The organism is Vibrio sp. EJY3, from assembly GCF_000241385.1.
Taxonomy (GTDB): domain Bacteria; phylum Pseudomonadota; class Gammaproteobacteria; order Enterobacterales; family Vibrionaceae; genus Vibrio; species Vibrio natriegens.
This window is the reverse complement of record NC_016614.1, coordinates 813,687-840,129: the sequence shown is the minus strand read 5'-3', so window position 1 is coordinate 840,129 and position 26,443 is coordinate 813,687. Positions and strand designations below refer to the sequence as shown.

The following is a 26,443-nucleotide window of genomic DNA, read 5'->3' as shown; positions in this document are numbered from 1 at the left end:
CGGAACATGGAAGAGTACTTAAAGCGAATAGAGCAATTGGAAAAAGAGAACGAAGATCTCCGACGTCAAAATGCTCGACTGGAAGAAAAGCTCAACGCCGCACTCGATAACAATGGCCTTTGTTTGTGGGAACAACATATCCCCTCCGGCACATTGACGATATTCAACATGCAGTGGGGTAAAATGTTGGGTTATCAGCCTCACGAACTTACTGCCACGGTCGAAACCTGGAAAAACAATCTGCATCCAGAGGATTACGATCTCGCTGTTGGTGCATTTGAGGATCACCTAGCAGGAAAGACTGACCTCTACCAAGTCGTTCACCGCATGATGCATAAAGACGGGACTGACAGTTGGGTTTCCGACAGAGGCCGGATTGTAGAGTATGCAGATGATGGCTCCCCACTTCGTATGATGGGTACCCACATCGACATTACTAATGAAAAACGCTACGAGCAGCAACTGGCAAAACTTGCTAATAGCGATCCGCTTACCGGCCTACTAAACCGAAGTGCCATGGAAAAATGCTTCAAAGAAAATGCGGACCTTTGCCAATCAATTAAACGCTCTCTCATCTTTTTCGATGTGGATAATTTTAAAACCGTCAACGACGAACTGGGTCACCACGCGGGTGATAGTTTATTGATTAGCATTGCGAACAGTCTCAAAGAGCTCACATCTACTGACGCACAAATCGCTCGAATCGGTGGTGACGAATTCGTAATCCTATGTAAAGAGTCCACTCGAAAAGAACTAAGTGAGTTGTGTGACCGGCTTTTAACCTGCGTGCCTTCCACCATGCAGTCCATCATAAATCTAGATTATGAAAACGCACTGAACGTTGGATTAAGTATTGGTGTGTGTATTTTCCAGGCAAGTACGGGTAACTTCGAAGAGATATATCAAAAAGCCGATGCAGCCATGTACGAGATAAAGAAAAATGGCAAGAATGGCGTCGCGTTTATCGAGCTCACTTAACTTACTGACAAGTTGAGATAGTCATTACTCGGTAATTACACACCTGCATAAAACAGCAGATACAAAAAAACCAGTCATATTGACTGGTTCTAAGAATTTTGGAGGCGCCTCCCGGAGTCGAACCGAGGTCCACGGATTTGCAATCCGCTGCATAGCCACTCTGCCAAGGCGCCTTTCTAAATTGTTTGTTCTCTAATTTGATTAGATGGTGCCCCGGGCCGTGCTTGATGGTCCGACACTCGGCCGGTCAGCTCGACGGTGGGATTTTCAATCCACACATCTTTTTGATGGTGCCCCGGGCCGGACTTGAACCGGCACAGCGCGAACGCCGAGGGATTTTAAATCCCTTGTGTCTACCAATTCCACCACCAGGGCAACGCAATCATGCGATGGCAACACCATCATCTCTACGACCTTCGCCGTGAGAACGAGGCGTACTTTAACCTATTGAGATTAACCGTCAACAAAAAATTTATCTTTTTTATTCAAGTGATTAAAATGCGATCTGTGCGGCTTAATAGTCAAACAATTCGCACAACGATTAAACATAGTTAAACAAAGAAATCTGAATGCATATTCTGAATTTAATCTGCAACCTTCGTATTCCAAAAAATCTGCAATTGATATAACACCTCAGATCTCTTCTTTTAAGAAGTCGCATGCCAAACTGTAAACCAACTGTACACCTGTTCACTTAGTACACCTACTTGATGTAATGTTTTATCTCTACCCTAACTGATTGAATCAAAAGCGTATTTAGAATTTACAATCAAACCATTTCAACAACTGGTTAACAAACTGTTCACCACAATCTTAAAAATACAGTCTTTCAAACACCCTATATCCTTAGATATCAGACAGTTATGTTTTGGTTTATTTCTTGCTCTGTAGTGTGCAACTGACAGAAGCTTCGAGTTGTCACTATGTACTAATCATTTTGGAGCATCTGTCTTGGGACGGGGGCACATTAGTTAGTGTGTCCAATGATGCCGGATCCAGTGTTGGCATCATTGGATACTCACATCGCCCTTTTATCAACTTTCAATGAAAAAAGAAGGTAGATGATGGAACATTCAATATATAGCCGACATAAAGGGCTGCTCAGCACGATACTCATAAGTGCTGCGAGTCTTTATGGGTTGGCAAATTCAACGCCCGCAAATGCTTCGGATTTTGTGCCAGAGATGTGTATGGCAGATGCATATATGGAAGTAAATAATCTTAATAGCTTACCTAAGGATGAACTAAATTGTACCGCAGAAGACGTACAAATAGCTGAAATTTTTAACGAAAGTATCGATGAATGTACTCCTGGTGAAGTTGTGGAGTTTACAGCTAGTGTAACTATCGTTACAAACGCGAATGAGCGTTACGATACAACTTTTTATAACTCTCTCACAGGAATTGCTCCAAACTTTGTACAACCGGATACCGGGGAATCTATTGATTTACCAAACGATCCAGATACATCATATCCTTATTTGTGTAGTTTACTTATTCCTGATGCCAGCGCAGCGGATAATTTTGTGTTTTCTGACCTGGATCTCGATGCATGTGGTGATATCACAAAAGCCAATGGCGTGGATACGTACACACTTGATGGTCAAACAATCACCATGTTGTGTGAAGATGTCGATAACGATGACAAAGCTGATTTCAGCTATTGTGCAGCTTGGGATAATCAAAGTCGTGATAACTGTACTTTGGACCGCGACCCTGTTCGTGGGCAGGTTCCTAACACCAAATCGAAATGTAATTGTGATGTCCTAACCACAAATATCTTTATTAAGCCAGAGCCACCAGAAATGACTAAAACATTGATCGGTGACGCGGCAGCTGATGAACCTAGTGGCGTATTTAAATATCAAGTTTCGATTAAAAATGTAAGTACTAAGTCTGATATTACAATCAATGCTGTAGAAGACATCGTACGTTCACCAACTGACTCTGGAGTTTTTGCTAACTTCGATCTGTCGACTTCAACAAACACAACCGTTGGTAACCTTACATTGTTAGCACAACATGTAGATCATACGTGTGACGAAGCTTTTAGTGGACTCCCACTGACTCTGACTCCTACATCAACAACTGTTACATGTGTCATTGTGGTTCAAATTAACGATGATGACTTACCAAATGATCAAAGTGATGAGCTTTACCAAGACTTTGTTCGTGCAACCGTAGTCGATAAAAATGGTTCTGCAGTAGGTGACAACACATGTGATCCAACTCACCCAACAACCCCTACCGACCCTAGTAATGGTACTTGTACTAATGTAGTTGAAGTAGCAATGCAAGATGTTGGTGTATCAATCACTATTGATAAGTTTGTCTACTTCCCAAGCCCTAATCCAGATGTCTCATGTACAGGCTCCGTAGACGCCGATGGTAAGTGTGATGGTTCGGTATGGATAAAAGAGCCAGGTGGTGATGTAACCTATAAACTAATATTTGAAAACACTAGCGAGGTAGATACTCTAACTATTGATATTTTGACAGATACAGTTAGCAGTACTGCGATAAACTTACTGTCCGCTATTTCTGGCAATACATGTGATAGCATGGACTTGGATCTAAACGTTGACGAAGTCGATAGTTGTATGTTTGTTCGTAATGTATCTGGAGATGTCAACGCAGGTATTACTAATACAGCCTACGTTCATGCTATAGAGAAAAGCGATCAATCAGAAGGCAATAGTACGTTTGATGATGATACAGCATTAGTAACTATAATGAATGTTGCTCCTGCAGTATTATTTGACAAGAAAGTTAGAACAGATGATGGTTCAGAGCCTAACGATCCTAATGATTACTTTGAGACTGTTGAGCTGAATGAGCCAGGAGGAAATGTCACCTACCGATTTGAAATTACTAACATTTCACCTTCAGGCGAGGATATTACTTTAATTGATTTTGAAGATACTATTCTGGAAACTAGCCCTCGTGTAACTCTAGGCACATCAACTTGTAACTTCTCTACTACTGTTATTTCCTATGGTGCCGCGAACTCTTACGTTTGTTACATTGACGCAGCAGTAACAGGAGAGCCTAACAACGATCTAGTAAATAGTGCACGTGTTAAGATTACTGACGGTGAAGAAGAGCTTTATAGCCTTTATAACGATGCGACGGTAACATTTGCAGATGTTGGACCTCAGCTAACACTTGATTTTGCTTACACAGCAGTTGTATTTGCTAACATCGATACCCGAGGCGTAGGTGCGTTTGAAGATCTAACTATCGATGCACTAAGGATTCGTAACGTAGATATTCCTCTTGAAGGAAGCGAAGATGATACAAGCGATGCAAGTATGCGTCTTCTTAACCTATCGGATACAAGAACGCGTGATGGTTTAGGTTTCAACGCTTGTGAAGTGGGTGATATTGTTGCAGCAGATACTCAAAAACTCTGCTACTTTGTTATTCAACTTCTTCCAATATTCGATGATGTCGATTTCAAAGCTCTGAAATCCGGTTTGGGCCCTGTAGAAATAATTCTATCGGATCCTGAAGGCAATTCAGTCAAATTTGAAGCCGAAATAGACCTAACAACTACAGCGTATGGTCCTCTATAAAGTAATAACTTTATTTTAGAATTAAGTGCCAGTCAGCTTTCTTGACTGGCACTTTTATAAAATTAAACACCTAAAATTAGTCAAGGTCTAAACAATATTATTTTCTATTACCCTTACCTTTACCACCACCATCTGTGCTTAATAAGCCAATTGTTACCGTTGCAGTCGAGGTGAAATTACCGTCACTGATGCTATAGGTAAAACTGTCGCTTCCTTTAAAGTTTTTCGCTGGTGTATAAAGAATCTGACCATCAGAAATAATTTGTACGGAACCCTTAGATCCTTGAGTTACAGACACAATGTTTAAGCTATCGCCTTCTGGATCGCTGTCATTCGCAAGTACATTGATGACAACTGGATCTTTAGTAGCTAATGTAACGGTATCATCCAAAGCAATAGGCGCACTATTAGGTTCAACCGAAGTTGCAATAAGCACACTCAGCACCTCACTAACGCTCAAACTTGAATCTGCTGTATGCTCTACAGATATAATTACATCGTAACTACCGTCTAACGCCTCAGAGCTAATGGTTGCATCTAATACCACCGATTTGCTTTCACCAGGGGCCAAAGTTAATGTTCCATTGTCTCCATTCCAACCATTAGGAACGCTTAGCGCTACATTGAAAACAGCAGAATCACAATTCACACTATCCTGATTGGTTACTGTCGCGGTGTAACTGATTGTACTACCCGGCTCAAGTTCACCACTTTGGTTTGGAACCACGCTCAACAGCGGAGTACCGACTTCGCATGCTTCGACTGGTGTTTCGACTAAATAACTCGAAGTTGTACTAGTGTAGTAACTGCTATCAACACTATTAAAGGCGTTGAAAGTAATCGTATAAGTACCATCCGTAGCTAATTCGTCCGAAGTGACATCAAGCGTTACCGTATCGCTTGCACCCGGCGCTAAATCGATAGTGGCTTCCGTTGTTGTCCAACCTGCTGGAGCTTCCGCTTCAATTAAGAAATTAGAAGATGAACAGCTATCACTATCGTTATTGGTCACAGATACCGTGTAGCTCTTCAGGCTACCAGGAACCATAGCGGTACTCTGGTTAGAAGTAACAGAAATAGCTGGCTCACTCTGAGTACATGTCGGCTCTGCAAAACTAACATAAACACTTGCACCAGTACTGTCTGCCCACTCAGTAGTAATAGTTACACCGGCTACACTGTCGGTATAACTCTCCCCAACACTCAATGCGGCATCAGAAAAATCGTCATAAACACTCCCAGGCGTCATATCCAGCATTTGACTACTCTTCATATCTGATTCAGTAGCCAGACGCATAACTACTCCACCAGTAATACCGTCCTTATCTTCAAGAAAACTATCAAACCCTAAAGCCTGACGATATTCAATGTAGTACCAAAGTTGCTTTCCGGTTTCTGGGTCAGTTCCTCGTGGTATTTTTAAAACCTTAGCGATACCTGAGTGTAACATTTCGTAAGGCTCAACTAGATAGCTACCATCACTAGTAACAGAAGTTATTTCTGTAGATGAAAGCCATCCTAGTGACTCTTTATTGAATCCATTAAAGTGGCCATCACCATTGCCCATAATGTCGATGTTGTCGCCATAAACAAAGTTAGTACAATTGGAACCCACTATATCTACTCCGCAATCTAAAGATTGCGCATGGCGAAGACCAAAGTTATGACCAAGCTCGTGCCCTATTGTATTAACAGTAAAAGCACCATTTATCCAAGCTCGCGATTGAGTAGCTCCAATGGTCCCCATTCCTGTCCATCCACAATTGCTAATTTCGGGAAAGATATATACGAGGCGATCATAACTATCTGTATCTATGCCATTATTTGTCGCTGCCTGTTTAGCATAATTATCAATAGTATTGATATCACAAACTTCATCAACCGCTAATGTTAAATACCCAGATACCTCGCCACTAAGCCAAGTTTGGTCGTTCGAGTTTTCTCTATAGAAATCATTAACTGTACCAAAAACTAATTCTTCAGCTTCCTGAACAGTCCAAGGCTCTTGAACCTTATCTCGGAAGTTAAGCAGTAGGACCAATGTCTTTTGCTCACCAAATGTACCGTCGATTGAGGTCGTTGTAGTTCCAGAGGAAGTCGTAGAAGTAGATGTACTATCTTGGGCTGATATAATAATGCTGTTTTTATCTTCATCCAAAAACAATGCATTGTCATTTCCATCAATTGACCACCCTTTGGCACTAACCCGTAGGCCTGAATGAAGCTGATTGACATCTGTATTCTTTGATACATGAAGTTCAACTCTTTCATCGGCTGGTTTAAGTACATGATGTAAACGACTCTTGCTGTGATCTTCATAGTCTTCGTAAAAGACTTCAAGCTCACCTTCAAGCACTTGTTCTTGCTCTAGAAGTTTCTTAACTTCCTTTGGCATACCTTGTTGCTCTTCGGTGGTAATCGCAACACTAGCCACAGATGCTGGAGATGATTTTACTAGTTCAGTTAACAGTTGCTGACGCTCTTCTGCTAGTGAAATCATCTTATTTAGATTGTTACTTTTTTCGCTTTTTGTAGAGTTTTGGTAGGCAGCCATCGCATTCATCAATGCTTTGGTATTTGATTGAGCATTTTGACGCTTCTCTGACGCGATATTTTGTCCATAGCTATGATGGTGATTTGCATCTAAACCGATACCATAAGTATCGTCCTGAGATACAGCCGATGCATTGAACAAAAGCGCAGAAGCCCCAAACAGGGTTGTTATGGAAAACTTAAAAGCATTAGTAGCCAATATTTTTGAGTTATAGAGGATATTAAACATACGTAAATTTTTCAGGTCCGTTTCGTTTTGGAAGTTAAATTTCATCCCAGCGTAAAATGACAGCCACACAATGGCCGCCGGATCATTAGCCAGCAAGCAATGTTTTTTTGCATATATTTAGTTTTCTTTAAGTAAAGAAAACCATTAGAGACGAGCAGTTCCCACAATCGTTGAATACAACAAAATCGTGTAATGATTAACGGTAAGCTCTAGGTGATAATAATAGGATCTTGAAATTTAAATTCAAACCAACCAATAAATACGTAATTCAATATTGATGATTGGAATATAATAAATCACATTATTATCGCACCAAAGGTGTCATTGTATAATATTTATACCAATAGCCTAATATCCCCCACTGACATTTAAAATAGTATTTATGTACTTCTTAGAAGGTCAAAATACTAGCAAATACATAGATTAAATTTCAACCATATTGATAATAAAAACAATAAATTTTGAATAATTTCATTAAAATCATGAATGTAGGAAAACATTACGATTGTTAAAATGTTTACTCTAATAATATGAAATAAGAATAATATTAGAACTTCAGTTCTCTATTATTTACACTTTATCACTATCAATATTAATGACTTGTCATACTCATGACCTTTATCTAACTAAATAATGACAAATTATATTTCACACCATAATTTAACATAATAATTACAGTTTGTTATCAATTAAGACAATTTAATGAAAAGTTTGCATATCGTATAGAAATAGTTTCCAAGCGGATTATCTGGCCTTTTTATAACTGGAATATTTTCTCTTTTTGTGATTTAAATATAGTTTCTATATATTAAAAAAGGCAGCCAATTCGGCTGCCTATTTTATTCATCTATTTTTATTCTTCGGGTTTATTCTTTTCTTTCTCTAGCTCATTAAGTATCGATTCAAAAGCGGGATAGCGCTGAGCGCCCACTACGATTTGAGGCTCGATAAGTTCACCATTTTCTACCCGACCAATAAGAAAGCTTGGAGTACCTCTCACACCGAGTGATTTACCCAGAGTTAAATCCCCTTCAACTTTATCTGCCACCGATTGATCTTTTAAACAGTCAGTAAACGCTTGCATGTCTAAAGATAAATCTGTTGCGGCTTTTTGATAGAACTCATCACCTAGCTGTTTAACGTTGGTGAACAACATATCACGCATTGGCCAGTAAGAGTCTTGTTTAAAACTGCATGTCGCAGCAATGGCGGCTGGCATGGCTTGGGGATGAAAGTTGAGAGGAAAATCGCGCGCGACGTACTGCACTTTTCCTGTATCGATGAAGTTTTCCTTTATCTGTTTGAAAGCAGTATCCGTAAAGCGTTTGCAATAAGGGCATTGGAAATCTGAGAACTCAATGATCGCAATTTTTGCTTCTGTACTTCCCAAAACCGGAAGGTTGCCGTCCTCAGTAAAGTTAGGTTGATTAGGCAGTATCGGTGCTTCTTTTTTTGGCGGTTTGAATGCCAACTCTTTCATATCTTTTACTTCACTCTCAATCTTACCGACTGACTCGGAAAGTTGACTTATCTCCTGCTTAAGTGACTCTATTTCAGATTTCAACTGATCCGTATCTTCTGACTGACAGCCAGAAATTAATGGCAGTAAAACGAACGGAGCTGCCAATCTCACTATGTTCCTTAACATGCTATGCCCCCACTATAAAACAGTGTCGATACGACTAGCTCGTACCTTGCTCTGCAAAAATGAAAGTTGTTCCGTTCCCAGATGTTGAAGATAAGTTGTTTACACCTCACTAGTGTTACATATATCAGTAATGGGTTTTAGATACGACTTTGTCGAGGAATCTCATTACTAGTAATGACCCTAGATGCATAAATAAATTTACAACTTATTATTAAACAGTCACTTCTTTCAATTTGTTAAAAAGTATTGTCAACGTGTTAACATAAGTCAATTTACGTAATAAGGTTACTTGGCTTATAACGATAAATATGGCTTATAAATCAGAGTTATACCTCATTAGTACCATAAATAAGATTTAAACCTATTAATCTAGTCATTAAATGTGCCACTTTAATAAAATCTAAAAGTATTAATAAAGCAGGTTACCAGTGGTAATCTCAATTAACAGTTGACTAACTGATAAACCAACATCATATTTCGAACATTTATTGTCTACTGATTTGATTTAAATCAATTTCTTCGCCGAAGTAAAAAATAAAACCCACTTTTCAACTAACATTAATTATAGAGATTGGTAATTTTACGTTTAACACATGAATTATATATAATTTTCTGTTTTGTCCGTCACTTTTTATTTATACATGAAATATAGGGAGGATCTATTATGACATTGCGTAATAAAGAACTTACCCTCTTAGTCATCGCGTGCTTAGTATTCTTAGTTTGTATTACACTTGGCCGTTAGATGGGCTAGTATCGCTGAAAGAGCACCTGTCATGTGCTAACTTAACGTAATCATTTTTAAGCTTTTGTGCTCTTTCAGTTTTCTCAAGTTGCCATATAAGCTACTAACGCCAAGAATAGTACTCAGGATACTCGCCCAAACACCTTTCAAGATAAAACCATAAGGCTTAAGACAATCCCCTATCGCTTGTGACAATGGCCCCAAACCTTCTATACGCATCATGAGATGTTATGAACAATACCCTCCCGATTAATATGGTAAATGAACATCATGCTGTGCTAATGTAGCAACTTATGATCGATCGCCTCCAGAACACTACTACTCCAATAGATATGACAAAACTGCAAACTCGGACATTCTTACCGGCTAGGTCATTGATGCGCACTATTACCTGGCTACTATTCGTGATGGTGGTTTCTGTGTTTGGTTGTCTTGTCTACTTCTTAAACTCGTTAGATAGCCTTGCAGCCGATGAATTGTCCCATAGAGTCCAGTTAGCTTTGCAACTTGAGAAGCGTAACGCCAGAGACTCTCTAGAGGAATATTCTTTTTGGGATGAGGCATACCAAAAAATAGAGGTTGAGCGTGACTTGGCTTGGGTCGCAAAAAATTCAGGCGATTATCTCATGGATAAGCATGACTTTGATTTCAGTGTTGCCATTACTCGCGGGGATCAAGAAGTCTACCTAATTAAAAGCGGCGATGCTAAAACCATCAACTATAACGATTTAAAGCAGCCGCTTCTTGAGATGATGGCTGTCTCCAAGCAGCTGAATACTGAGAAAAAGCTCACCAACGGCTTGTTCCGTATTGGCCAAGATGTGTATCACATCGTTGGCGGACCTTTTATCAGTGAGCAGAATAAACAAGCGCGCGAAGGGACGTATCTAGCGTTAGGAAAACGTATTGATACCGATTACCTCAGTGAACTTGAAAACGACTATCAACTTTTCGGGCTCAATTTAAACAACAGCGCAGATGGACTTGTCAGTTACAAGACGCTTTACTCCCCTTCCGGAGGCATCGTTGGCTACCTTTCTTGGCAACCTCACGTTCCTAGTAAGGCGATCATCCCAACAATCACGCTCATAACGATTTTGTTTGCCTTCCTTATTACAGCGGTGACAATGTATATCTTGAAGAAAGAGCAAGTCAGTCGAGAAGAATATGAAGGCCAGTTGTTCGAGGAAGCAACGACTGACTCTTTAACCAAAGTGAAAAATAGACGCTATTTTATGATGATGGGTGTCAATGAGTTTAATACCTGCAATCTATTAGAAGAAAAGCGGCTTTCCGTTTTGGTTTTGGATATCGACTACTTTAAAAGTATCAATGACAAGTTTGGGCATAGTGTTGGCGATAAAGCGTTGACGCATTTTACTCAAGTGTGTCGAACTGGATTAAGAAAAGCCGATATCTTGGGTCGAATAGGTGGCGAAGAATTTGCCATTATTTTACCTCTAACAGATGCTAAAAAAGCAAAAGAAATTGCAAACAGAATTCGCGTGCTCATTGAGAAGAGCCCCTGTGTTTCTCATGGTAAGTTGATCAATTTAACCGTTAGTATTGGCATCGCAGCCTTTAATCAGCAAGACACCTTTGAAGCTATGCTTGAGGAAGCTGACAAAGCGTTGTACAACGCGAAACATCAGGGTAGAAACCAAGTCATTATTTATCATGACTATACGCAAGAGTTAGGGTAAAACACGAGCATAGTAAGTAGGCAAGCTTTTCACCTGGTACGCCTCCCCAATCTCGAAGAATTTTGCATTTAGGTATACCATTAACTATCTAAAGCGTCTGCGTTTGGGAGTTTCTGACTATGTCTAAAAAGCCACCGTCTCGTTTGCCGTTATATTCTGATTCTGATCTTAACTTTATCCTTCCTAATTTTCTTATCAGCGAATTTTTCTATGCGAGATCCTTAGAAAAAGACGTCATCCTTGGCCTAGACCCAGAGTTTAACCATCAATACCGCGTCACTTTAAGACGAATGCGTTCGCTAAGTCTTTTGTTAAAAGAACTCTTACCGCAATTTGAACGAAAGCTACTCAAGCCAAGCTTAAAACTAGTAATGAAAAAAACCAACTTGTTACGTGATCTAGATGTATTCATTATGGATAAAGCACGCTATGTCACCATGCTCCCAGAGCATAAGGCGTCATTAGAGCGTATGTTTACCATCATAGAAGACCACCAATTTGAAGAGCAGCAGCGCGTGGCAGATTGGTTAACAAGTAGAAGATACCTTAGTACGTCAATTTTGATTGAAAATAGCCTACGCCGTGCTTTACGCAGCGAAGATCAATCCGAGCCTATTGATCCACTAAGTTTTGCAAACAATAAGATTGTGACCCAGTTTCGCCGAGTGAGTAAGTCGATCAACAAGATTTCTGACACAAGTGAGGATAGCGATATTCACGCATTGAGAATTAAATGCAAATCGCTTCGCTATCTCCTAGAATGCTTTTCTGCGCTCTATTCGAAAGATCAGCATAAAGATAACGTTAAACAACTTAAGTTACTGCAAGATAAACTCGGAAACTTTAACGATACCTCCACACAAATCGCTTTTTTCTCTCGCCTGAGAACGACTTCAGCCAAACAAAAAGAAGACAGAAAAGCACTGAAAGCGCTGATCAAAGAGATAAAAAACCAACACAAACAAACTCGCCAGACCATCGTGAGTGATGTAAAACTGTTTCATCAATTCCTTCAGGAATCATCCGCTTTGGATTTGTACCGAGTTTGAACAAGCATCGTTCAATAGTGCTCGTTTCTCTGTAACATGGCTTTTCACGTATTCTTCATAAACTCACTCTAAAGTATTGAGCTGGGCAAGAATAAGAACGATAACGTGAAACCACTAAAACGATACCAATACGAACGTTACGCCGTGTTATGTAATCTGGCTTATCCTCGCGTTTTTAAACAAACTCGTTACGGATTTGATCCTAACGGTCAGAGAGTCATTAAAAACGAGCACGGAAAAATCATGATTCGTGTCCTCTGGAGTAAAAAGAGCGAAGAGGTCGTTGTGGTAATCAAAGGTTCTCATAGCCTTTCTGATTGGTTACTAAACTTCGCAATGTGGACCAAAAGTTGTCGTCTATTAGGTCTGAAATATCGTATCCACGCGGGCTTCTACCACCTGTTATTCCAAGAAAGTATGCCAAGCCGAAATGAAGACAGGTTAGGTTTGAGTGTAATTGAGCGGTTAGAAGACACCGTTGTCCCTCTGATTTTGCAAGGCAAACGAATTACCATTACTGGGCATTCTTCTGGTGGTGCAATCGGCAGTGTTTTTGCTGATTATATCGAGAGCAAATATCCCAAAAGTATCAAACGCGTCGTGACATTTGGCCAACCTGCTATTGGTGACTGGACATTCAAGAAACGATATCAGTTGGGACACAAAACCTATCGAATCTGTTGTGATATCGATATTGTCACTTTCATGCCACCCGTTCCCTTTCTGTACTGGCACGTTGGCAAAATGCTTTGGTTATATAACGGCAGAATTTACGAAAATACGCCGACCATGATTCGATTAGGGCGCTCATTGATAAGTTGGCTATTTCGCCCCTTCTCTTATCACTTGATGAGCAAGTATATTCGTAATAAGGACTTCTTTGACGAAAGGTGAAAGGCTTGAAAAAGCCGAACTCAATCGGCTTATCGGTAGTATCTAAATTACAAAGATGCGATTTCTTTATCCAATTGATATTTACTGTCAGTGACGATTTTTTCTAATACTTCAACGCGCTGTTTTAATTCCACGACTTGCTTTTTGAGATTGTCCTGGTCTTCTTGGCTCATGGCATTACGCTCAGAGACCTCTAGCGCTCTCAATTCCTTTTTATGGTTCAAGATAAGTTTGACTATCCCGCCGCCAAACAAAGAACCGAACACAATAGCAACTACCAATACATCAGCAACAGATTCCATTCTTTTATTCCTCTAAATTTTGCTTAGATAAAGGTTACTCATTAACCCAATAAATATCAAACAACCCATTGATTAAACTTATAGTTTTAAAGAAAACTGCGTGTGTAATAGTAAAATTACTCAGATTGTTTATCGCGTCATGTTAAGAAGAGTAAGAATAGAAAAGTTTTTGGAGAATTCAAAACGACGAAAGCCAGTCCTGAGACTGGCTTTCTAAATAATGGAGGCGCCTCCCGGAGTCGAACCGAGGTCCACGGATTTGCAATCCGCTGCATAGCCACTCTGCCAAGGCGCCTTTAATATATTTTGTTTCTCTGTAAGAAGAGATTAGATGGTGCTCTGTGCCGTGCTTGATGGTCCGACACTCGGCCGGTCAGCTCGACGGCGGAATTTTAAATCCACTCATCTTTTGTTTGATGGTGCCCCGGGCCGGACTTGAACCGGCACAGCGCGAACGCCGAGGGATTTTAAATCCCTTGTGTCTACCAATTCCACCACCAGGGCAACGCAATCATGCGATGGGTTAGACACCATCTTTCTCAACGACCCTTGCCGTGAGAACGAGGCGTACTTTAACGGAATAATTTATCTGGTCAACAATAAATTTTATCTTTTTGATTTAAGTGCTTAAAAAGCGATCCGACCGGTATAAACCGCGCGCAAACTGAAGATAATTCACTCATCATAGTTACCCCAATTCCTTCGCAACTTATTTTCAATCAGCCACAATGGCTCATTGAGTCGATGTGATGCTGGCACTTCAATTATGGGATCTTCTTATAAACGCCGTTTGTGTTTGAAAACCGCCACAATTGATGATAGAGATACGCTTTACAAAAACATAACAATCATCTTACTTGGGTAACCTCCTTTCCCGCTGGCTAGGTATTTCTATGACAGAAAATCAACAACATATCCAAACTCCTTCGAGTACGCTGCACGAATTTACGCGTATGGATGTATGGAGTGGCTTTACACAACTATTACCCCTGTCCATATTCGTGGTCATATTCGGTCTCGCGTTCGGTGTAGCGGCAGTACAGACTGGCTTAGACGCATTTCCTACATTGTTAATGAGTGGCCTCGTGTTCGCGGGAGCTTCTCAATTTGCGACGTTAGAAATGTGGGGAGCCGAAGTCCCATTGATTCCAGTACTGATCACCGTCTTCGCGATCAACGCACGTCACCTGCTAATGGGGGCGACACTTTACCCGTGGTTACGTCAACTACCACCCGCTAAACGTTACGGTGTCATGTTGGTTGCATCAGACGCGAACTGGGCAATGGCAATGAATGCATTTGCTAAAAAAGAACCTGGTCTCGGCTTACTCGTAGGTGGTGGCTTAGCACTTTGGGGCTTCTGGATCGTCGGTACCTGGATGGGCATCTACTTCGGTGGCGCAATAAAAGATCCTGTAAGCCTTGGTTTGGATATGGTAATGGGATGCTTCTTACTGTCTATGGTTGTAGTTGGCCCTAAAAACTTACGTATATTCGCAATTTGGGGAGCCGCAGCTGGGTCTTCTTTACTGGCTTACTGGTACCTACCTGAAAATAGCCACGTGGTGGTTGGCGCTTTTGCGGGTGGCATACTTGGCGCTTGTTGGAAGGAGAAAAAAGCATGAGCATAGAAACAAGTTTTGGCGGTACGCTTCTTATTATTTTCGCCATGGGGCTAGTGACATTAGCGACGCGATGGGGTGGCGTATTTGTGATGTCATTCATTCCTATTAGCGAGCGCGTACAACGCTTTATCACTGCCATGTCCGGCTCCGTGTTAGTTGCTCTTTTAGCACCAATTGCCGTTGAAGGTGACATCGGGGCGCGCATGGCACTGCTTTCTACTACCGTAGTGATGTTCATCGTCAAAAAACCGCTACCTGCTATTGCAGCCGGAATAGTCGCTGCTGCAGCAGTGCGGGCAATTTAGAGGAACAAACCTAGTTGCTAAGCGTTCCAAACAAAAAGCCCCTCCACGACAATGCGTGGAGGGGCTCTACTTTTTATAAGGACTCACTTAAAACGGAATGAATTAAGCGCAGCAGTTACAGTTACGCTTATATTTATCCATTTTACCTATACCCGGGTTGAAGGTATTAGTTGGGTCTAATTGATGGTAGAACGTCTGCAACGAGTTCTCCGCTTCATACAAATGCCCCACATTGTGCTCAGCTGGATATTTCGCACCACGGCTGTTTAGATGCTCTAGCATTAGCTTCTTCATCAGCTTGGTATCTGTGCCCTTTTTGAACACATAATCCTGATGGAACACATAACACATAAAGTGGCCATAATAGAGCGACTGAACCAAGTTCTTGCTCACTTCTTCTGGCAAGGTTTCCAACCATTCTTCGTCATTACGGCGCAGCGCGATATCTAACGCAACAATATCTTCCACATCTTTACGATGAATGGTCTCATAACGAATCGCAGCTCCAGCCGCCGCAAAACGATGTAAGAACGCTTTTTTGCCTTCGTCTGGGGTACATTCGAAGAAATCACAATCGCTTTCAACCGCCCATACTTCTTGCAGATATTTTTGAGCTTCTGCAATACCGCCATCGCTCATTTTTAGTATCAAGTGATGTTCGTACTTGTCACGGTAATCCAGCATGCGTTCAGGTAAGTGTTGCGGAAACAGCTTACTCGCGTAATACAAAATGGAATCTGGCAGATACTTACTAACTAAAGGCACACGCTCTAAAAAGTTTTCTACTTTCGCTTTCAGCGCGAACATTTTAGGTAATCTGTCCGTACCCAATTTGTCGATGGAAAGAAATACATCCTTGCCATACTTTTCTGCCATGTTGAAGATATCGCGGTGTAGATACTCCCCCATTTCTGGCAGGTTTTCGAAAGTCGATAAAAAATCTTTTCTTAGCTTAGTTAATTTTGCTGGATCATTCGTACCAAGATAAAAGACCTGCTCTTTGTCAGGTACTGGGTAGCTGTCGACACGAACCGCAAATACACCAAGTTTACCCGCACAACCACTGGCTTCGAAGAGTCGTCGTTCGTCGGCATTAAAACGAGATGGGATATCAGAGGTAACATCACGAACACGCTCATCGTACTCTTTATCCGAAGCCATACGATCATCGTGAATGATCTTGCCAGGATCGAAGTTACCTTCCTGCAAGTTTGTCAAAATTTCTTCCGGGGTTTCACCCAAGCCTTCAATACCAAGGTGGTTAACGAGGTTCAGGTTACCCTGCTTATCCACCTGAGCATAAATCGCCAGTTCCGTGTATGCCGGTCCTCGCTTAACTAACGCGCCACCAGAGTTATTGGCGATACCGCCCACCACGGTCGCTCCTAACGAAGAGGAACCAATAATGGAATGTGGCGCGCGGTTAACGGCTTTAAGCGATTTTTCTAGTGAGTGTAAGCTAGCACCCGGTAAACAAACCGCCTGCTTGCCACCATCGAGCAAATGAATTTTCTTAATTTTTGTAATATTGATAACGACAACATCGCGGTCGTAATCATTACCACTTGGAGCAGACCCTTCAGTCAGACCTGTCTTCGCCGCTTGCATGATGATGATGCAGTTCGCCTCGACACACTGTTTGATGATGTTCCACTGTTCTAATAATGTGTTAGGAAACACGACTGCAAGCGCTGTACCGCTACCAGAGCGAAAACCTGAACGGTAATACTTAGTTTTAACTTGATCGGTCAGGACGTTTTCTTCACCGACGATCGTTTTAAATTCTTCTATCAGCTGCTTTTGTTTCATATCCGTATCTCTAGTTATTTTGCTTCACTCACTCAAACTGGGTTGATTGAGTTTGGCTCACTATAAGCAGTCCATTTTCCTGCGTCTATCGATGTCATTCGAGCAATCTGAATCCAACGACAAACAATCACAATAATGTTTTTAATTATCATGATGTTAGGTATGATTTATATAAAATTTAACGAAAGAAACAGATTGTTTCCCAAAAGAAACAATAACAAAACCAATCGTTAACATGTGTGCGCAGTGTCAAGATATTAGGTTTGTGAACATTTTGGCTTAGCCACGTAACGTGCTAAATAGGAAGGAGATTTAAATGGTGTGAACGAAGCACAAACACATCATTCAACACATTGGGAATGTTGCGTTTATGTACCAAATAGAGAAATTAAAAGCGATGGCTCTGGCTTTGAAAGCAGGCGTATAAGTGGTCAATAAAGATTTTAACCTTTTCTGGCTGTTGCCTTGTATAAGGATACACAGCATAAATACCGAGACACTTTGCCGTTTCCTCTTTGAACAGTTGGATCAATCGGCCTTGTTTTAAATCTTCATAAACCAAAACGCGGGGAACGTAGATTAAGCCTTGCCCTAAAAGTGCGACATTTCTTAGAACCGACGAGTTATTAATACATAGATTGCCATCTACCGTCACTTGATACACGTCTTCGCCATCTTTGAAAGCCCATTCGCGCGCGCCCGTTTCCTGGTAAGAATAAACGAGACAGTTGTGTTTTTCTAACTCAGTAGGCTGCTTTGGAATGCCATGTCTGGCAAGGTATTGAGGTGAGGCACACACTATCCAGTTTGCGTCGACAAGCTTTCTTGCGATCAGACTGGAGTCTGGCAATACGCCCGTTCTTATCGCCAAATCAAAGCGCTCATTCACGATGTCGACGAAACGATTATCAAGTTCCATATCGATCTTGATGTCAGGGTATTTGTTATTAAATTCAGCAATAACACCAGGCAGAATCAATTCGCCAGAAATAGTAGGAACGGTAATTTTGATGTTGCCGGATAAATCCTTACCTAACCCAACAATTGATTCTTCTGCAGTAGCAACCGCCTTATAAACGGATTTTGCGTGCTCAAAGAAATACTGACCCGCTTCACTCAGGGTTATGGTACGTGTCGTACGATAGAGCAACTGAACACCGAGACCCTGCTCGAGCTTCGCAATGCGTTTACTGACCACAGACTTGGTCAGCTCCATTTGCTTAGCCGCACCACTAAACGAGCCCTGCTCGACCAAATGATAAAAGATGATGTAATCGTCGGTGTTTCTCATGCTGCTTCATTAAATCCTTTAGAAGAGCGTATTGTAGGTGGATTATGTAACAGGTGCTGAAAGTAGAGTCACACTTATACCAATCACACCACCTAAACGGCAGATACAAAAAAACCAGCTTTCGCTGGCTTAATGTTGATGCTTTTAGCATCGAGATATCGCTAAGACAAACTTTGATAAGTATGAAGCCATATCTGAATAATTTATGGAGGCGCCTCCCGGAATCGAACCGAGGTCCACGGATTTGCAATCCGCTGCATAGCCACTCTGCCAAGGCGCCGTCACATTTACGCGTTAAGAGGTCTCCCCCGTTGCGTTGGTTGCTACTTTACGGATTCAGAAAAGATAGTCAAACATAAATCCACTATTTCCTGTTTGTTTGCTTCCTTTTAAGACAGTTAGATCAAGACTCGAGCAATTTGCGTATTTATTAGCACTCTCGTTTGTTTCTGTGCCTTGCTAACTCTGCAAAAATAAAGCGGCTCAAGTGGCCGCTTTATTATGTTTGATTGTTTATCTAACCGTTGCTTACACGTTTGAGTAATCGCCCAACGACATTTGGATGATAAGACCACACATGGTCAAACATCGACATTAACGCCGGATTACCGTATTTGGACAAACTGATCGCATGAAAACGGTTCTTCTTCGCTTTAAGCGCGTTTACTTTTTCGAGTAGCTCATCCTGCTGCTTTGGTGCAATGAAATCCGAAATCACCACCATATCGGCGTTTTTGTACTTGTCACCACTCATCAGATCGATAGATTTGATCAAGGTCGGTTCCAAATCGGTACCGCCATGGAAGCTATAGGTCAGGAAATCAGCCGCCTCGCGCAAACCATCTTGTTTAGTCAGTTCGTAAGTAATGTGCTCGGTAGAGAATATGATGACGTAGCAGTCACGTTGCTCTGCTAACGCAATTTGCATCAGTGCGTACGCCATTGCCTTAGCACATTGTTCTGGAAAACCACTCATTGAGCCTGACGCGTCTACACAGACAATAAATGGACCTTTTTCGATATCCACCGCTTTGTTATCAGGGCGATGCGCTTTCACTTTACGCAGCGTACGAGATTTACCCTGAGTTCGATAGTTCATCAAACGCTTGTCGACAAGATGTTTATAGAACACAACTTCAAGCTCTGGATATGCCAAAAACATGGTTTCATTTGGGAGGAGTTTATTTAAATCGTCACTTTCGTGAATACCAACAATGTCGTCGGTCGCTTCGTCACTCTTTTCCTCAACCATTTGCAATTCTTCAGCCGGAGCGCGATTTAGATCAGGATCATTCACCTGCCCTGCCATACGACCAAGTTGTTCAGCTATCTCTTGTAAACCTTTATGCTTTTTCAAAAACTCCGCATGACGCTTCATTACCGTAAGGTCGGTCTTACTCAACTTGGCAGACGCCATATCCCATAATCGACCTACGCTTTCCGCATCACCAGACTCGGTCACTTTATCCATATTGCGCATGGTTTCCATACGCTGATAAAGATCGTTGAGCACTTTTTCTTTATTCGCTTCCAGTTCGCTCACCTGAGCTTGTTTGATGGCATCCGCCAAGCTCTGGTACCACTGGTCACAAAAATAGTGTGGGAACATCGGGTTGTTGACCCCTTTGTTCTTCTCCATCATACGACGCGCTTGCATGTAAAAGGCAGAGTGCCATTCGAGCTTTTTGATTACGTCTTCGATGCGATCAAAAAACTCATCTTCACTCCAGTGAATCACTTCTTGATACAAAGCAAGTTCTTGCTGAAATCGCTCTGTTTCACATACCTTAGTAATACGCTTCTTAACATTGCCACGCCATTTTAACAGGTGACTTTTCACGGAGGATTTTACTCCTCGGTTTTCTGCCATCATCATGACTTGAGAGCGGGCCATAAGATCGTTAACTGCGCTGTCGATGATCCCCGAGTCTGCTATCATCAATGCCAAGTTGAATCCATCTGCACCTAACATGAAGCCTCCTTACGAGAAAAACTGTTGTAAGTTCTTAAAGCGCTGAACAATTTTCTCGCTTTCTCCCTGGATAGATTCAAGCCTTTGGCTAACCTGTTGCAGACTCGATTCCATTAAACGCGGCAATTCTGGGTCGACAAAACTGTGTGGCAGCGCATCGTGAAAGTTGGCTTTGACTTTGCGCATGTGATGTTCTGCTTCACTTAACTGACTCACTGCTTTTTCACTCTGAGCAAGCCAATTTTGGTAGCGTTCCATATCTAAACCTTCTTGCGTCACTAGGCCGACAAGAATACCTCGATTGGCTATATCACGAATCACCAGGTTATTGGCTGCGTCGACATCAAAACGTAAGCGGCACATATTGGTGTTTTGGTTCACATAACCGTACACATCACCGTGGCCGTCTTTAATCACGCGGTCTAGTTCGTCCTTAGGAACATACACCCAGCGACTGTCACCTTTCTCAGATTCAGATACCGACATGTTGCTCTGCAAAATCACTAGTTTCACTAAGTTCACCGCCGCGCCGACTTTGTAGCTTTTCGCTTTAGACGTATCAAAACGCATGGTTTCTTTACGCAGAATGCCCGTTGCGGCTTCTGATGTCAGAGTCATGCGGTAGGTATCTTCGAGCTCGTGTTGCACGTCGATTAGTGACTCTCGGCAATATTCGATTTCTTGTTCTGCATCTTGCTGATCGAAAGCGTGTTTCAATGCAAATTCCTGGACAACATTTCGAACGACATCACGAGATTCAGGACTGTTCCACAAACAGTCTTGCAGAAGCAAAAGATCGAGCGGGTTTATCTCATCTCGGCCATTAAAGAACGCGCTCGCTTTAAGTAGCTTCACCGCTTTTTTCCAGCGTCGGTCGGAAACATACATGTCCGTATTCGCGATATCACCAAACTCAGCTTCAACCTTACTTTCTAACATGGTCTTGAGCTGGAACAGCTTTTCGAAAGCATTATCTGTCAACGACAATTTATCGAACTGTTGTTGCCATTGATGATACTCGTCGTCGGTAATCGCCAGGCCTTCTGGTATTTTTGCTTCCTGAGAAGTACCCACGGTTAGCATTGACTTAAAATTCTGTTTGTTCTGAATACGGTTTACAAACACACGTACCAGCATACGGTCATACAATGCGTCTAAGCCGCTGTCTTCGTCTGGGAGTTCATTCGATGCCGATACCAACAAACGCATTGGTACGCGTTCGATGTCACTGCCGTTTTTAAATGTTTTTTCGTTCACTACTGTCAGCAAAGTATTCAGGATTGCTGGACCAGCTTTCCAAATTTCATCTAAGAAAACGACTTGAGCCGTCGGAAGGTAGCCTTCAGTCAAACGGACATAACGGCCGTTATCTTTCAATTCTTGGATACTAAGCGGGCCAAACACCTCTTCTGGGGTCGAGAATCGAGTCATCAAGTATTCAAAATAGCTGCTGTTATCAAACGCCTGAATTAAGCGCTTAGCAATTAAGCTTTTCGCAATACCCGGAGGGCCGAGAAGAAAAACGCTTTCGCCAGCAAGGGCTGCTAGAAGACAAAGTTTGATGGTATGTTCACGTTCGTAAACGCCATCAGTCAACGCTTTCGCTAACTTATTGATACGCTCGGAAAGAAGTGCTTTATCGGCATTAGATGCAAAAGAGGGTTGTATCATGAGGGCTCCGGCTGCTGGACTGATGCGGTATATTTATTTTTATACATTTGTTATCACTTTGTTACAAGTGTAATTTATTCTACCTCCCCTTATAACAGATGCTTACTTAGCACATCGCCGAGCAATCAAAGTTTCCATTTATGAGATGCATATCACTGAAAATATGTACACTTTTGTAGTGTTAGAATGGATTTCAGATACAGAACGCAATGATTTCTCGCTGACACAAGCTCAAAGAAATCACACAATAGAATTGTTTACTCTGTACAAGTTATTGGGTTGTAAACAGACTTTTACTTTTGTTTGATGACGAATATCGTTAATGTTCATACAAGCCTTAATAGTTTGGATTACCACTTCATGACTAAAACCATTCATAAATGGAAGCAAATCTCACTGGTAGAAGAAGACGTTGAACTACCCACTGGTCAGGTCATTTCACACACCACGATTCATCACCCTGGAGCGGCGGTTATCTTGCCTATAACAGAGAACAATGAAGTCGTACTTGTGAATCAGTTTCGTCCTTCTCTGAAAAAATGGTTGCTTGAACTGCCGGCAGGAACACGCGAAGGTGTTGAAGACCCCTTGTCATGTGCAAAGCGAGAACTGGAAGAAGAAACCGGGTTTAGCGCACAAAAATTTATTTCGCTCGGACAAGTTACGCCTTTAGCTGGCTTCTGTGATGAAATCCAATACTTATTTATCGCACAGGAGTTAACCGCGACTCATCGCTATGAATGTGATGAAGACGAAGTGATTGAAGTAGTGACGCTGTCACTAAAACAGCTAGAAGAAAAAATTATCGACGGCACGATTACCGATGCTAAAACTATCGCTTGTTTAAGCAAAGCTCGACTTTGCGGATATATTTAGGGATTAAGAGGAGATATTCATGGACTTTCGATCAGATACAGTAACTCAACCGACTCAAGCCATGCGCGAAGCCATGTTTACAGCGCCAGTTGGGGATGACGTTTACGGTGATGATCCAACAGTGAATGAGCTGGAGCAATACGCTGCAGAACTAGCAGGCTTTGAAGCAGCCCTGTTTACTACATCTGGCACTCAAGCGAACTTGTTAGGTTTGATGGCTCACTGTGAGCGCGGAGACGAGTACCTTTGCGGCCAACAAGCGCACAACTACAAATACGAAGCGGGTGGCGCGGCGGTTTTAGGCTCCATTCAACCTCAACCAATCGAGAATAATCCCGACGGTACCTTACCTTTTGATAAACTCGCAGCTGCAATCAAGCCCGATGACATGCACTTCGCTCGAACGCGTTTGCTGAGTCTTGAGAACACCATAAATGGTAAGGTTCTACCGCTTACCTATCTTGCAGAAGCTCGTGAATTTGTTAATCAGCACAACCTCAAGCTACACCTTGACGGTGCACGCGTGTTTAACGCTGCAGTGGCGCTCGATGTACCTGTTAAAGAAATTGCGCAGTATTTTGACTCAATGACCATTTGCCTTTCAAAAGGACTCTGCGCACCTGTTGGTTCTCTCCTTCTCGGTAGCAAAGAGTACATTGCAAAAGCACGACGCCTAAGAAAGATGGTTGGCGGTGGAATGCGCCAGGCAGGTATCTTAGCCGCTGCGGGTAAACTCGCGATTACCGAGCAAGTCCTCCAGTTAAAGCAAGATCATATTAATGCCAAAACGCTAGCTCAAGGATTGGCAGAACTTCCTGGGTTCTCTGTCAATCCTGATTTAGTCCAAACCAACATTGTGTTTGCTAAGTTACAGCCTCAAGTGGATATCGCGAGCATCGCTGAGAAACTAAAACAGCAAGACATCATTATCACGCCGGGGAATCCTATCCGATTTGTGACCCATAAAGACATTTCAGAACAAGATGTTGCCACGTTCTTATCTGCGTTAAAATCTGCTCTCTGACTTGATTTTGATCATTGAGCTTCCCCTTAGGGGAAGCTTTAATCTACAGCGAGTATTCGCACCATAAAGAGCTCGCTAATGTTAAAGTACCTGTTGTTTATTTCTGTTATTTTTGCTCCCGCCACCATGGCAAACCCTTCTGGTGACGCAACCAAAGGTAAAATTAAGTCACCCAGTTGTGTCTATTGTCACGGTGCGACGGGCATCAGTGTCAATGAAACTTACCCTAACCTCGCAGGCCAGGACGCTCAGTATCTATTTAACGCAATGAAGTCCTATCAAAACAGTGAGCGCCAAGGCCCCTTAGCAGAAATGATGGCAAGCCAATTAAAAATGCTCAATGATGAAGATCTGAAAGACGTGGCTGCGTTTTATGCGGAACAACTAACTCGTTGATATTGATGTACTCTAAAATTACGGCGACATAAAGTTAACTTGCACAATTCTACTGGCACTTTCTCCTAGTACTCTTTACCCTATCGGTTATTAGAATCCAATTCAGTAAGCAAGCATCAATACAAATGCTTTTTGGAGTGATCACCTTAATGGCAACACAATTTTCCGATGACGTAATTCAAGGACACAAAGTAATACAAGCCCTAGATGTGGAAGATCTCCCATCCGGTGAACATAAGTTCTGGTTTCGTATTGCAACCAATGCACTTTCGCAATGGCAACACCTGCCTGTACTCGTGTTTAAAGGTCAGAAACCTGGTAAGAAAATAATGATTACCGCTGGTGTTCATGGTGACGAATACAACGGAGTATTGGCAGCACAAAAAACGGCCAGGGAACTGATTGGCGCTGACCTTGCTGGTACAGTAACCATCGTACCGGGGATCAACTTGAGCGGCATGTTGAATAAAAGCCGGGATTTTTGTTCTCCTGACCCGGATGCTGCACGCGCGAACCTAAACCGCTTCTTTCCAGGCAACGAGTTCGGTAATGAAGCGAACCGCTACTTGTACACGCTTTGGAATCAGTTATTAAAGCCAAATGCTGACTTAGCAATAGACTTACACACCCAAACCAGCGGCGCAGCCTACCCACTTTATGTCTTCGCCGATTTCCGCATTGAGGACTCGTTAAAAATGGCGCGCCATATTAATCCAGACATTATTTTGGATGATCCGGGCGAAAATGGTGTATTGGAAACGGCATGGAACAACGTGGGAGTACCAGCTGTCACGGTTGAAGTTGGGACAGGACGTTATACCGATCAAGCTCTGATCGATCGGACGGTAACCGGTATCTTCAATATTCTTAAACAGTTCGAATTGCTTTCTGGTGTTCCAACGCCGATTCAGTCTTGTGTGGAAGGCCGTGAAATAGTAAACGTTCGAGCAGAACTGGGTGGTTTCGTACTACCTCAAGTCAATATTTTGCAATCGGTGGACCAAGGTCAACTGGTGGCAATCCAATATGATAGTTTTGGAGACGAGATACAACGGTACACTGCTCCTGCTTCGGGCACCGTCATCAGCCATAATGTCGAATCGATTCGAGCGGCGGGATCACTCCTAGTTCGCCTGATTAAATAGCATTAAACAGTTCTATCATATCCCCCGATTAAGGGGGATTATTCTATCTACCGTCTAAGCTATTGAGTCTGATCAACCAGAATTAACTCGCCTACAGCAAAGCCTTTGTCTCGGGCTACTTGTTTGAATCTTTCAAGCGTTGCTGAATCCACTTGCGGCTGACGTGATAGCAACCAAAGATAGTCGCGATTGTAGCCAGATATAAACGCGTAATCATAATCTTCACCAAGCTCAAAGATGATATACGACGAATAAAATGGGCCAAAGAAAGAAACTTTTAAATGGCCAGTTGACGGTTCTTCAACAAAATACGCTTTCCCTTCCGCTTGCTTCCAACTTTGTTCTTCTTGTGAATAGCCACGGTTTATTACCGTTACACCGCCGTCTTCGCGAAGTTCATATTCAGCGGTTACATTGGATAATCCGCGCTCAAAAGAATGGTCTAATCGCGCAATTTCAAACCATTTCCCCAAATAAGGTTTCAGTTCAAAATTCTGAATTGGCTCAATACCTTCGGGCTTCGAGGTACAACCAAATAAAACAGCGACAGACAGCAACAGAAGCGACTTTATCAATTTCATTACAAGTTCCCATATTAGTTAGTGACTGATTTTACTGAATATGATCCAAAACGGATCATAAACCCTATTTGT

General features: G+C 42.1%; 19 protein-coding genes and 5 tRNA genes. 11 read left to right on the top strand and 13 right to left on the bottom strand.

The genetic code is table 11. From position 1 onward, the window contains the following. Positions 1-6 precede the first annotated feature (6 nt). Positions 7-978, top strand: a complete 972-nt coding sequence (locus VEJY3_RS19680) for a sensor domain-containing diguanylate cyclase (RefSeq protein WP_014234173.1) — start codon at positions 7-9, stop codon at positions 976-978. 99 nt (positions 979-1,077) lie between these two features. On the opposite strand, the gene VEJY3_RS19675 is transcribed toward VEJY3_RS19680, so the two are convergent. Then, a tRNA-Cys gene (locus tag VEJY3_RS19675) sits at positions 1,078-1,151 on the bottom strand. Positions 1,152-1,266: 115 nt separating this feature from the next. Next, positions 1,267-1,353: transfer RNA gene (locus tag VEJY3_RS19670), tRNA-Leu, on the bottom strand. Positions 1,354-2,168: 815 nt separating this feature from the next. Here VEJY3_RS19670 and VEJY3_RS19665 point away from each other — a divergent pair. After that, the gene (locus VEJY3_RS19665; protein WP_014234172.1) at positions 2,169-4,553 is read left to right on the top strand and encodes a hypothetical protein; all 2,385 of its coding nucleotides are present in this window, start codon (positions 2,169-2,171) and stop codon (positions 4,551-4,553) included. A 97-nt stretch (positions 4,554-4,650) separates the two neighbouring features. On the opposite strand, the gene VEJY3_RS19660 is transcribed toward VEJY3_RS19665, so the two are convergent. After that, entirely contained in the window at positions 4,651-7,431 is a 2,781-nt protein-coding gene (locus tag VEJY3_RS19660; protein WP_014234171.1) for an Ig-like domain-containing protein, read from the bottom strand. A 757-nt stretch (positions 7,432-8,188) separates the two neighbouring features. Beyond that, entirely contained in the window at positions 8,189-8,983 is a 795-nt protein-coding gene (locus VEJY3_RS19655) for a thioredoxin domain-containing protein (protein ID WP_041170402.1), read from the bottom strand. A gap of 1,122 nt (positions 8,984-10,105) precedes the next feature. Here VEJY3_RS19655 and VEJY3_RS19645 point away from each other — a divergent pair. The 3 genes from VEJY3_RS19645 (at position 10,106) to VEJY3_RS19635 (ending at position 13,374) form a co-directional block, all read left to right on the top strand. Continuing rightward, entirely contained in the window at positions 10,106-11,431 is a 1,326-nt protein-coding gene (locus tag VEJY3_RS19645; protein ID WP_014234168.1) for a diguanylate cyclase, read from the top strand. Positions 11,432-11,550: 119 nt separating this feature from the next. Beyond that, entirely contained in the window at positions 11,551-12,480 is a 930-nt protein-coding gene (locus tag VEJY3_RS19640) for a CHAD domain-containing protein (protein ID WP_014234167.1), read from the top strand. 105 nt (positions 12,481-12,585) lie between these two features. Further along, a complete protein-coding gene (locus VEJY3_RS19635; RefSeq protein WP_014234166.1) occupies positions 12,586-13,374 on the top strand; it encodes a lipase in 789 nt (262 codons plus the stop codon). Positions 13,375-13,421: 47 nt separating this feature from the next. Here VEJY3_RS19635 and VEJY3_RS19630 read toward each other — a convergent pair whose 3' ends face one another. The 3 genes from VEJY3_RS19630 to VEJY3_RS19620 form a co-directional block, all read right to left on the bottom strand. Further along, entirely contained in the window at positions 13,422-13,676 is a 255-nt protein-coding gene (locus tag VEJY3_RS19630; protein ID WP_014234165.1) for a hypothetical protein, read from the bottom strand. Between the two features lie 221 nt (positions 13,677-13,897). Further along, positions 13,898-13,971: transfer RNA gene (locus VEJY3_RS19625), tRNA-Cys, on the bottom strand. A gap of 122 nt (positions 13,972-14,093) precedes the next feature. Continuing rightward, positions 14,094-14,180 (bottom strand) — tRNA-Leu (locus VEJY3_RS19620). Positions 14,181-14,569: 389 nt separating this feature from the next. Between VEJY3_RS19620 and VEJY3_RS19615 the strand changes: the two genes are divergently transcribed. Both VEJY3_RS19615 and VEJY3_RS19610 read left to right on the top strand, forming a co-directional pair. Then, positions 14,570-15,301 (top strand): AzlC family ABC transporter permease, encoded by a 732-nt coding sequence (locus VEJY3_RS19615; RefSeq protein ID WP_014234164.1) that lies wholly within the window; start codon positions 14,570-14,572, stop codon positions 15,299-15,301. Further along, positions 15,298-15,606: an AzlD family protein gene (locus VEJY3_RS19610; RefSeq protein ID WP_014234163.1), complete on the top strand. Its 309-nt coding sequence runs from the start codon at positions 15,298-15,300 to the stop codon at positions 15,604-15,606. Before VEJY3_RS19615 ends, VEJY3_RS19610 begins: the two co-directional genes overlap by 4 nt. Before the next feature lie 102 nt (positions 15,607-15,708). Here the strand turns inward: VEJY3_RS19610 and dld are convergent, their stop codons facing one another. The 5 genes from dld to VEJY3_RS19585 all read right to left on the bottom strand — a co-directional run bounded on the left by dld (position 15,709) and on the right by VEJY3_RS19585 (position 22,349). Then, entirely contained in the window at positions 15,709-17,415 is a 1,707-nt protein-coding gene (gene dld / locus VEJY3_RS19605) for a D-lactate dehydrogenase (protein ID WP_014234162.1), read from the bottom strand. A gap of 388 nt (positions 17,416-17,803) precedes the next feature. Next, positions 17,804-18,706, bottom strand: coding sequence for a LysR family transcriptional regulator (locus tag VEJY3_RS19600; protein ID WP_014234161.1), 903 nt, complete (start codon positions 18,704-18,706; stop codon positions 17,804-17,806). 206 nt (positions 18,707-18,912) lie between these two features. Continuing rightward, a tRNA-Cys gene (locus tag VEJY3_RS19595) sits at positions 18,913-18,986 on the bottom strand. 237 nt (positions 18,987-19,223) lie between these two features. Continuing rightward, positions 19,224-20,678: an ATPase RavA stimulator ViaA gene (viaA, locus tag VEJY3_RS19590; protein ID WP_014234160.1), complete on the bottom strand. Its 1,455-nt coding sequence runs from the start codon at positions 20,676-20,678 to the stop codon at positions 19,224-19,226. A gap of 9 nt (positions 20,679-20,687) precedes the next feature. Further along, a complete protein-coding gene (locus VEJY3_RS19585; RefSeq protein WP_014234159.1) occupies positions 20,688-22,349 on the bottom strand; it encodes an ATPase RavA domain-containing protein in 1,662 nt (553 codons plus the stop codon). A 360-nt stretch (positions 22,350-22,709) separates the two neighbouring features. On the opposite strand from VEJY3_RS19585, the gene VEJY3_RS19580 reads away from it, so the two are divergent. The 4 genes from VEJY3_RS19580 (at position 22,710) to VEJY3_RS19565 (ending at position 25,790) form a co-directional block, all read left to right on the top strand. Beyond that, positions 22,710-23,225, top strand: coding sequence for an NUDIX hydrolase (locus tag VEJY3_RS19580; protein ID WP_014234158.1), 516 nt, complete (start codon positions 22,710-22,712; stop codon positions 23,223-23,225). Between the two features lie 19 nt (positions 23,226-23,244). After that, entirely contained in the window at positions 23,245-24,249 is a 1,005-nt protein-coding gene (gene ltaE, locus VEJY3_RS19575) for a low-specificity L-threonine aldolase (protein ID WP_014234157.1), read from the top strand. 78 nt (positions 24,250-24,327) lie between these two features. Then, on the top strand, positions 24,328-24,645 hold the full coding sequence (locus VEJY3_RS19570; protein WP_014234156.1) for a cytochrome c: 318 nt from the start codon (positions 24,328-24,330) through the stop codon (positions 24,643-24,645). Between the two features lie 149 nt (positions 24,646-24,794). After that, positions 24,795-25,790: a succinylglutamate desuccinylase/aspartoacylase family protein gene (locus VEJY3_RS19565; protein ID WP_014234155.1), complete on the top strand. Its 996-nt coding sequence runs from the start codon at positions 24,795-24,797 to the stop codon at positions 25,788-25,790. Positions 25,791-25,849: 59 nt separating this feature from the next. Here VEJY3_RS19565 and VEJY3_RS19560 read toward each other — a convergent pair whose 3' ends face one another. Further along, positions 25,850-26,371 (bottom strand): lipocalin family protein, encoded by a 522-nt coding sequence (locus tag VEJY3_RS19560; protein WP_014234154.1) that lies wholly within the window; start codon positions 26,369-26,371, stop codon positions 25,850-25,852. Positions 26,372-26,443: the final 72 nt, after the last annotated feature.

Bases quoted from the DNA above. Each gene is read 5' to 3' on its own strand.
- VEJY3_RS19680 (WP_014234173.1), top strand. From the start codon at position 7: ATGGAAGAGTACTTAAAGCGAATAGAGCAATTGGAAAAAGAGAACGAA.
- VEJY3_RS19655 (WP_041170402.1), bottom strand. From the start codon at position 8,983: ATGTTAAGGAACATAGTGAGATTGGCAGCTCCGTTCGTTTTACTGCCA.
- VEJY3_RS19645 (WP_014234168.1), top strand. From the start codon at position 10,106: ATGCGCACTATTACCTGGCTACTATTCGTGATGGTGGTTTCTGTGTTT.
- VEJY3_RS19640 (WP_014234167.1), top strand. From the start codon at position 11,551: ATGTCTAAAAAGCCACCGTCTCGTTTGCCGTTATATTCTGATTCTGAT.
- VEJY3_RS19565 (WP_014234155.1), top strand. From the start codon at position 24,795: ATGGCAACACAATTTTCCGATGACGTAATTCAAGGACACAAAGTAATA.
- VEJY3_RS19600 (WP_014234161.1), bottom strand. From the start codon at position 18,706: ATGAGAAACACCGACGATTACATCATCTTTTATCATTTGGTCGAGCAG.
- VEJY3_RS19630 (WP_014234165.1), bottom strand. From the start codon at position 13,676: ATGGAATCTGTTGCTGATGTATTGGTAGTTGCTATTGTGTTCGGTTCT.
- VEJY3_RS19615 (WP_014234164.1), top strand. From the start codon at position 14,570: ATGACAGAAAATCAACAACATATCCAAACTCCTTCGAGTACGCTGCAC.
- dld (WP_014234162.1), bottom strand. From the start codon at position 17,415: ATGAAACAAAAGCAGCTGATAGAAGAATTTAAAACGATCGTCGGTGAA.
- VEJY3_RS19665 (WP_014234172.1), top strand. From the start codon at position 2,169: ATGGCAGATGCATATATGGAAGTAAATAATCTTAATAGCTTACCTAAG.
- viaA (WP_014234160.1), bottom strand. From the start codon at position 20,678: ATGTTAGGTGCAGATGGATTCAACTTGGCATTGATGATAGCAGACTCG.
- VEJY3_RS19610 (WP_014234163.1), top strand. From the start codon at position 15,298: ATGAGCATAGAAACAAGTTTTGGCGGTACGCTTCTTATTATTTTCGCC.
- VEJY3_RS19580 (WP_014234158.1), top strand. From the start codon at position 22,710: ATGACTAAAACCATTCATAAATGGAAGCAAATCTCACTGGTAGAAGAA.
- ltaE (WP_014234157.1), top strand. From the start codon at position 23,245: ATGGACTTTCGATCAGATACAGTAACTCAACCGACTCAAGCCATGCGC.
- VEJY3_RS19560 (WP_014234154.1), bottom strand. From the start codon at position 26,371: ATGAAATTGATAAAGTCGCTTCTGTTGCTGTCTGTCGCTGTTTTATTT.
- VEJY3_RS19570 (WP_014234156.1), top strand. From the start codon at position 24,328: ATGTTAAAGTACCTGTTGTTTATTTCTGTTATTTTTGCTCCCGCCACC.
- VEJY3_RS19585 (WP_014234159.1), bottom strand. From the start codon at position 22,349: ATGATACAACCCTCTTTTGCATCTAATGCCGATAAAGCACTTCTTTCC.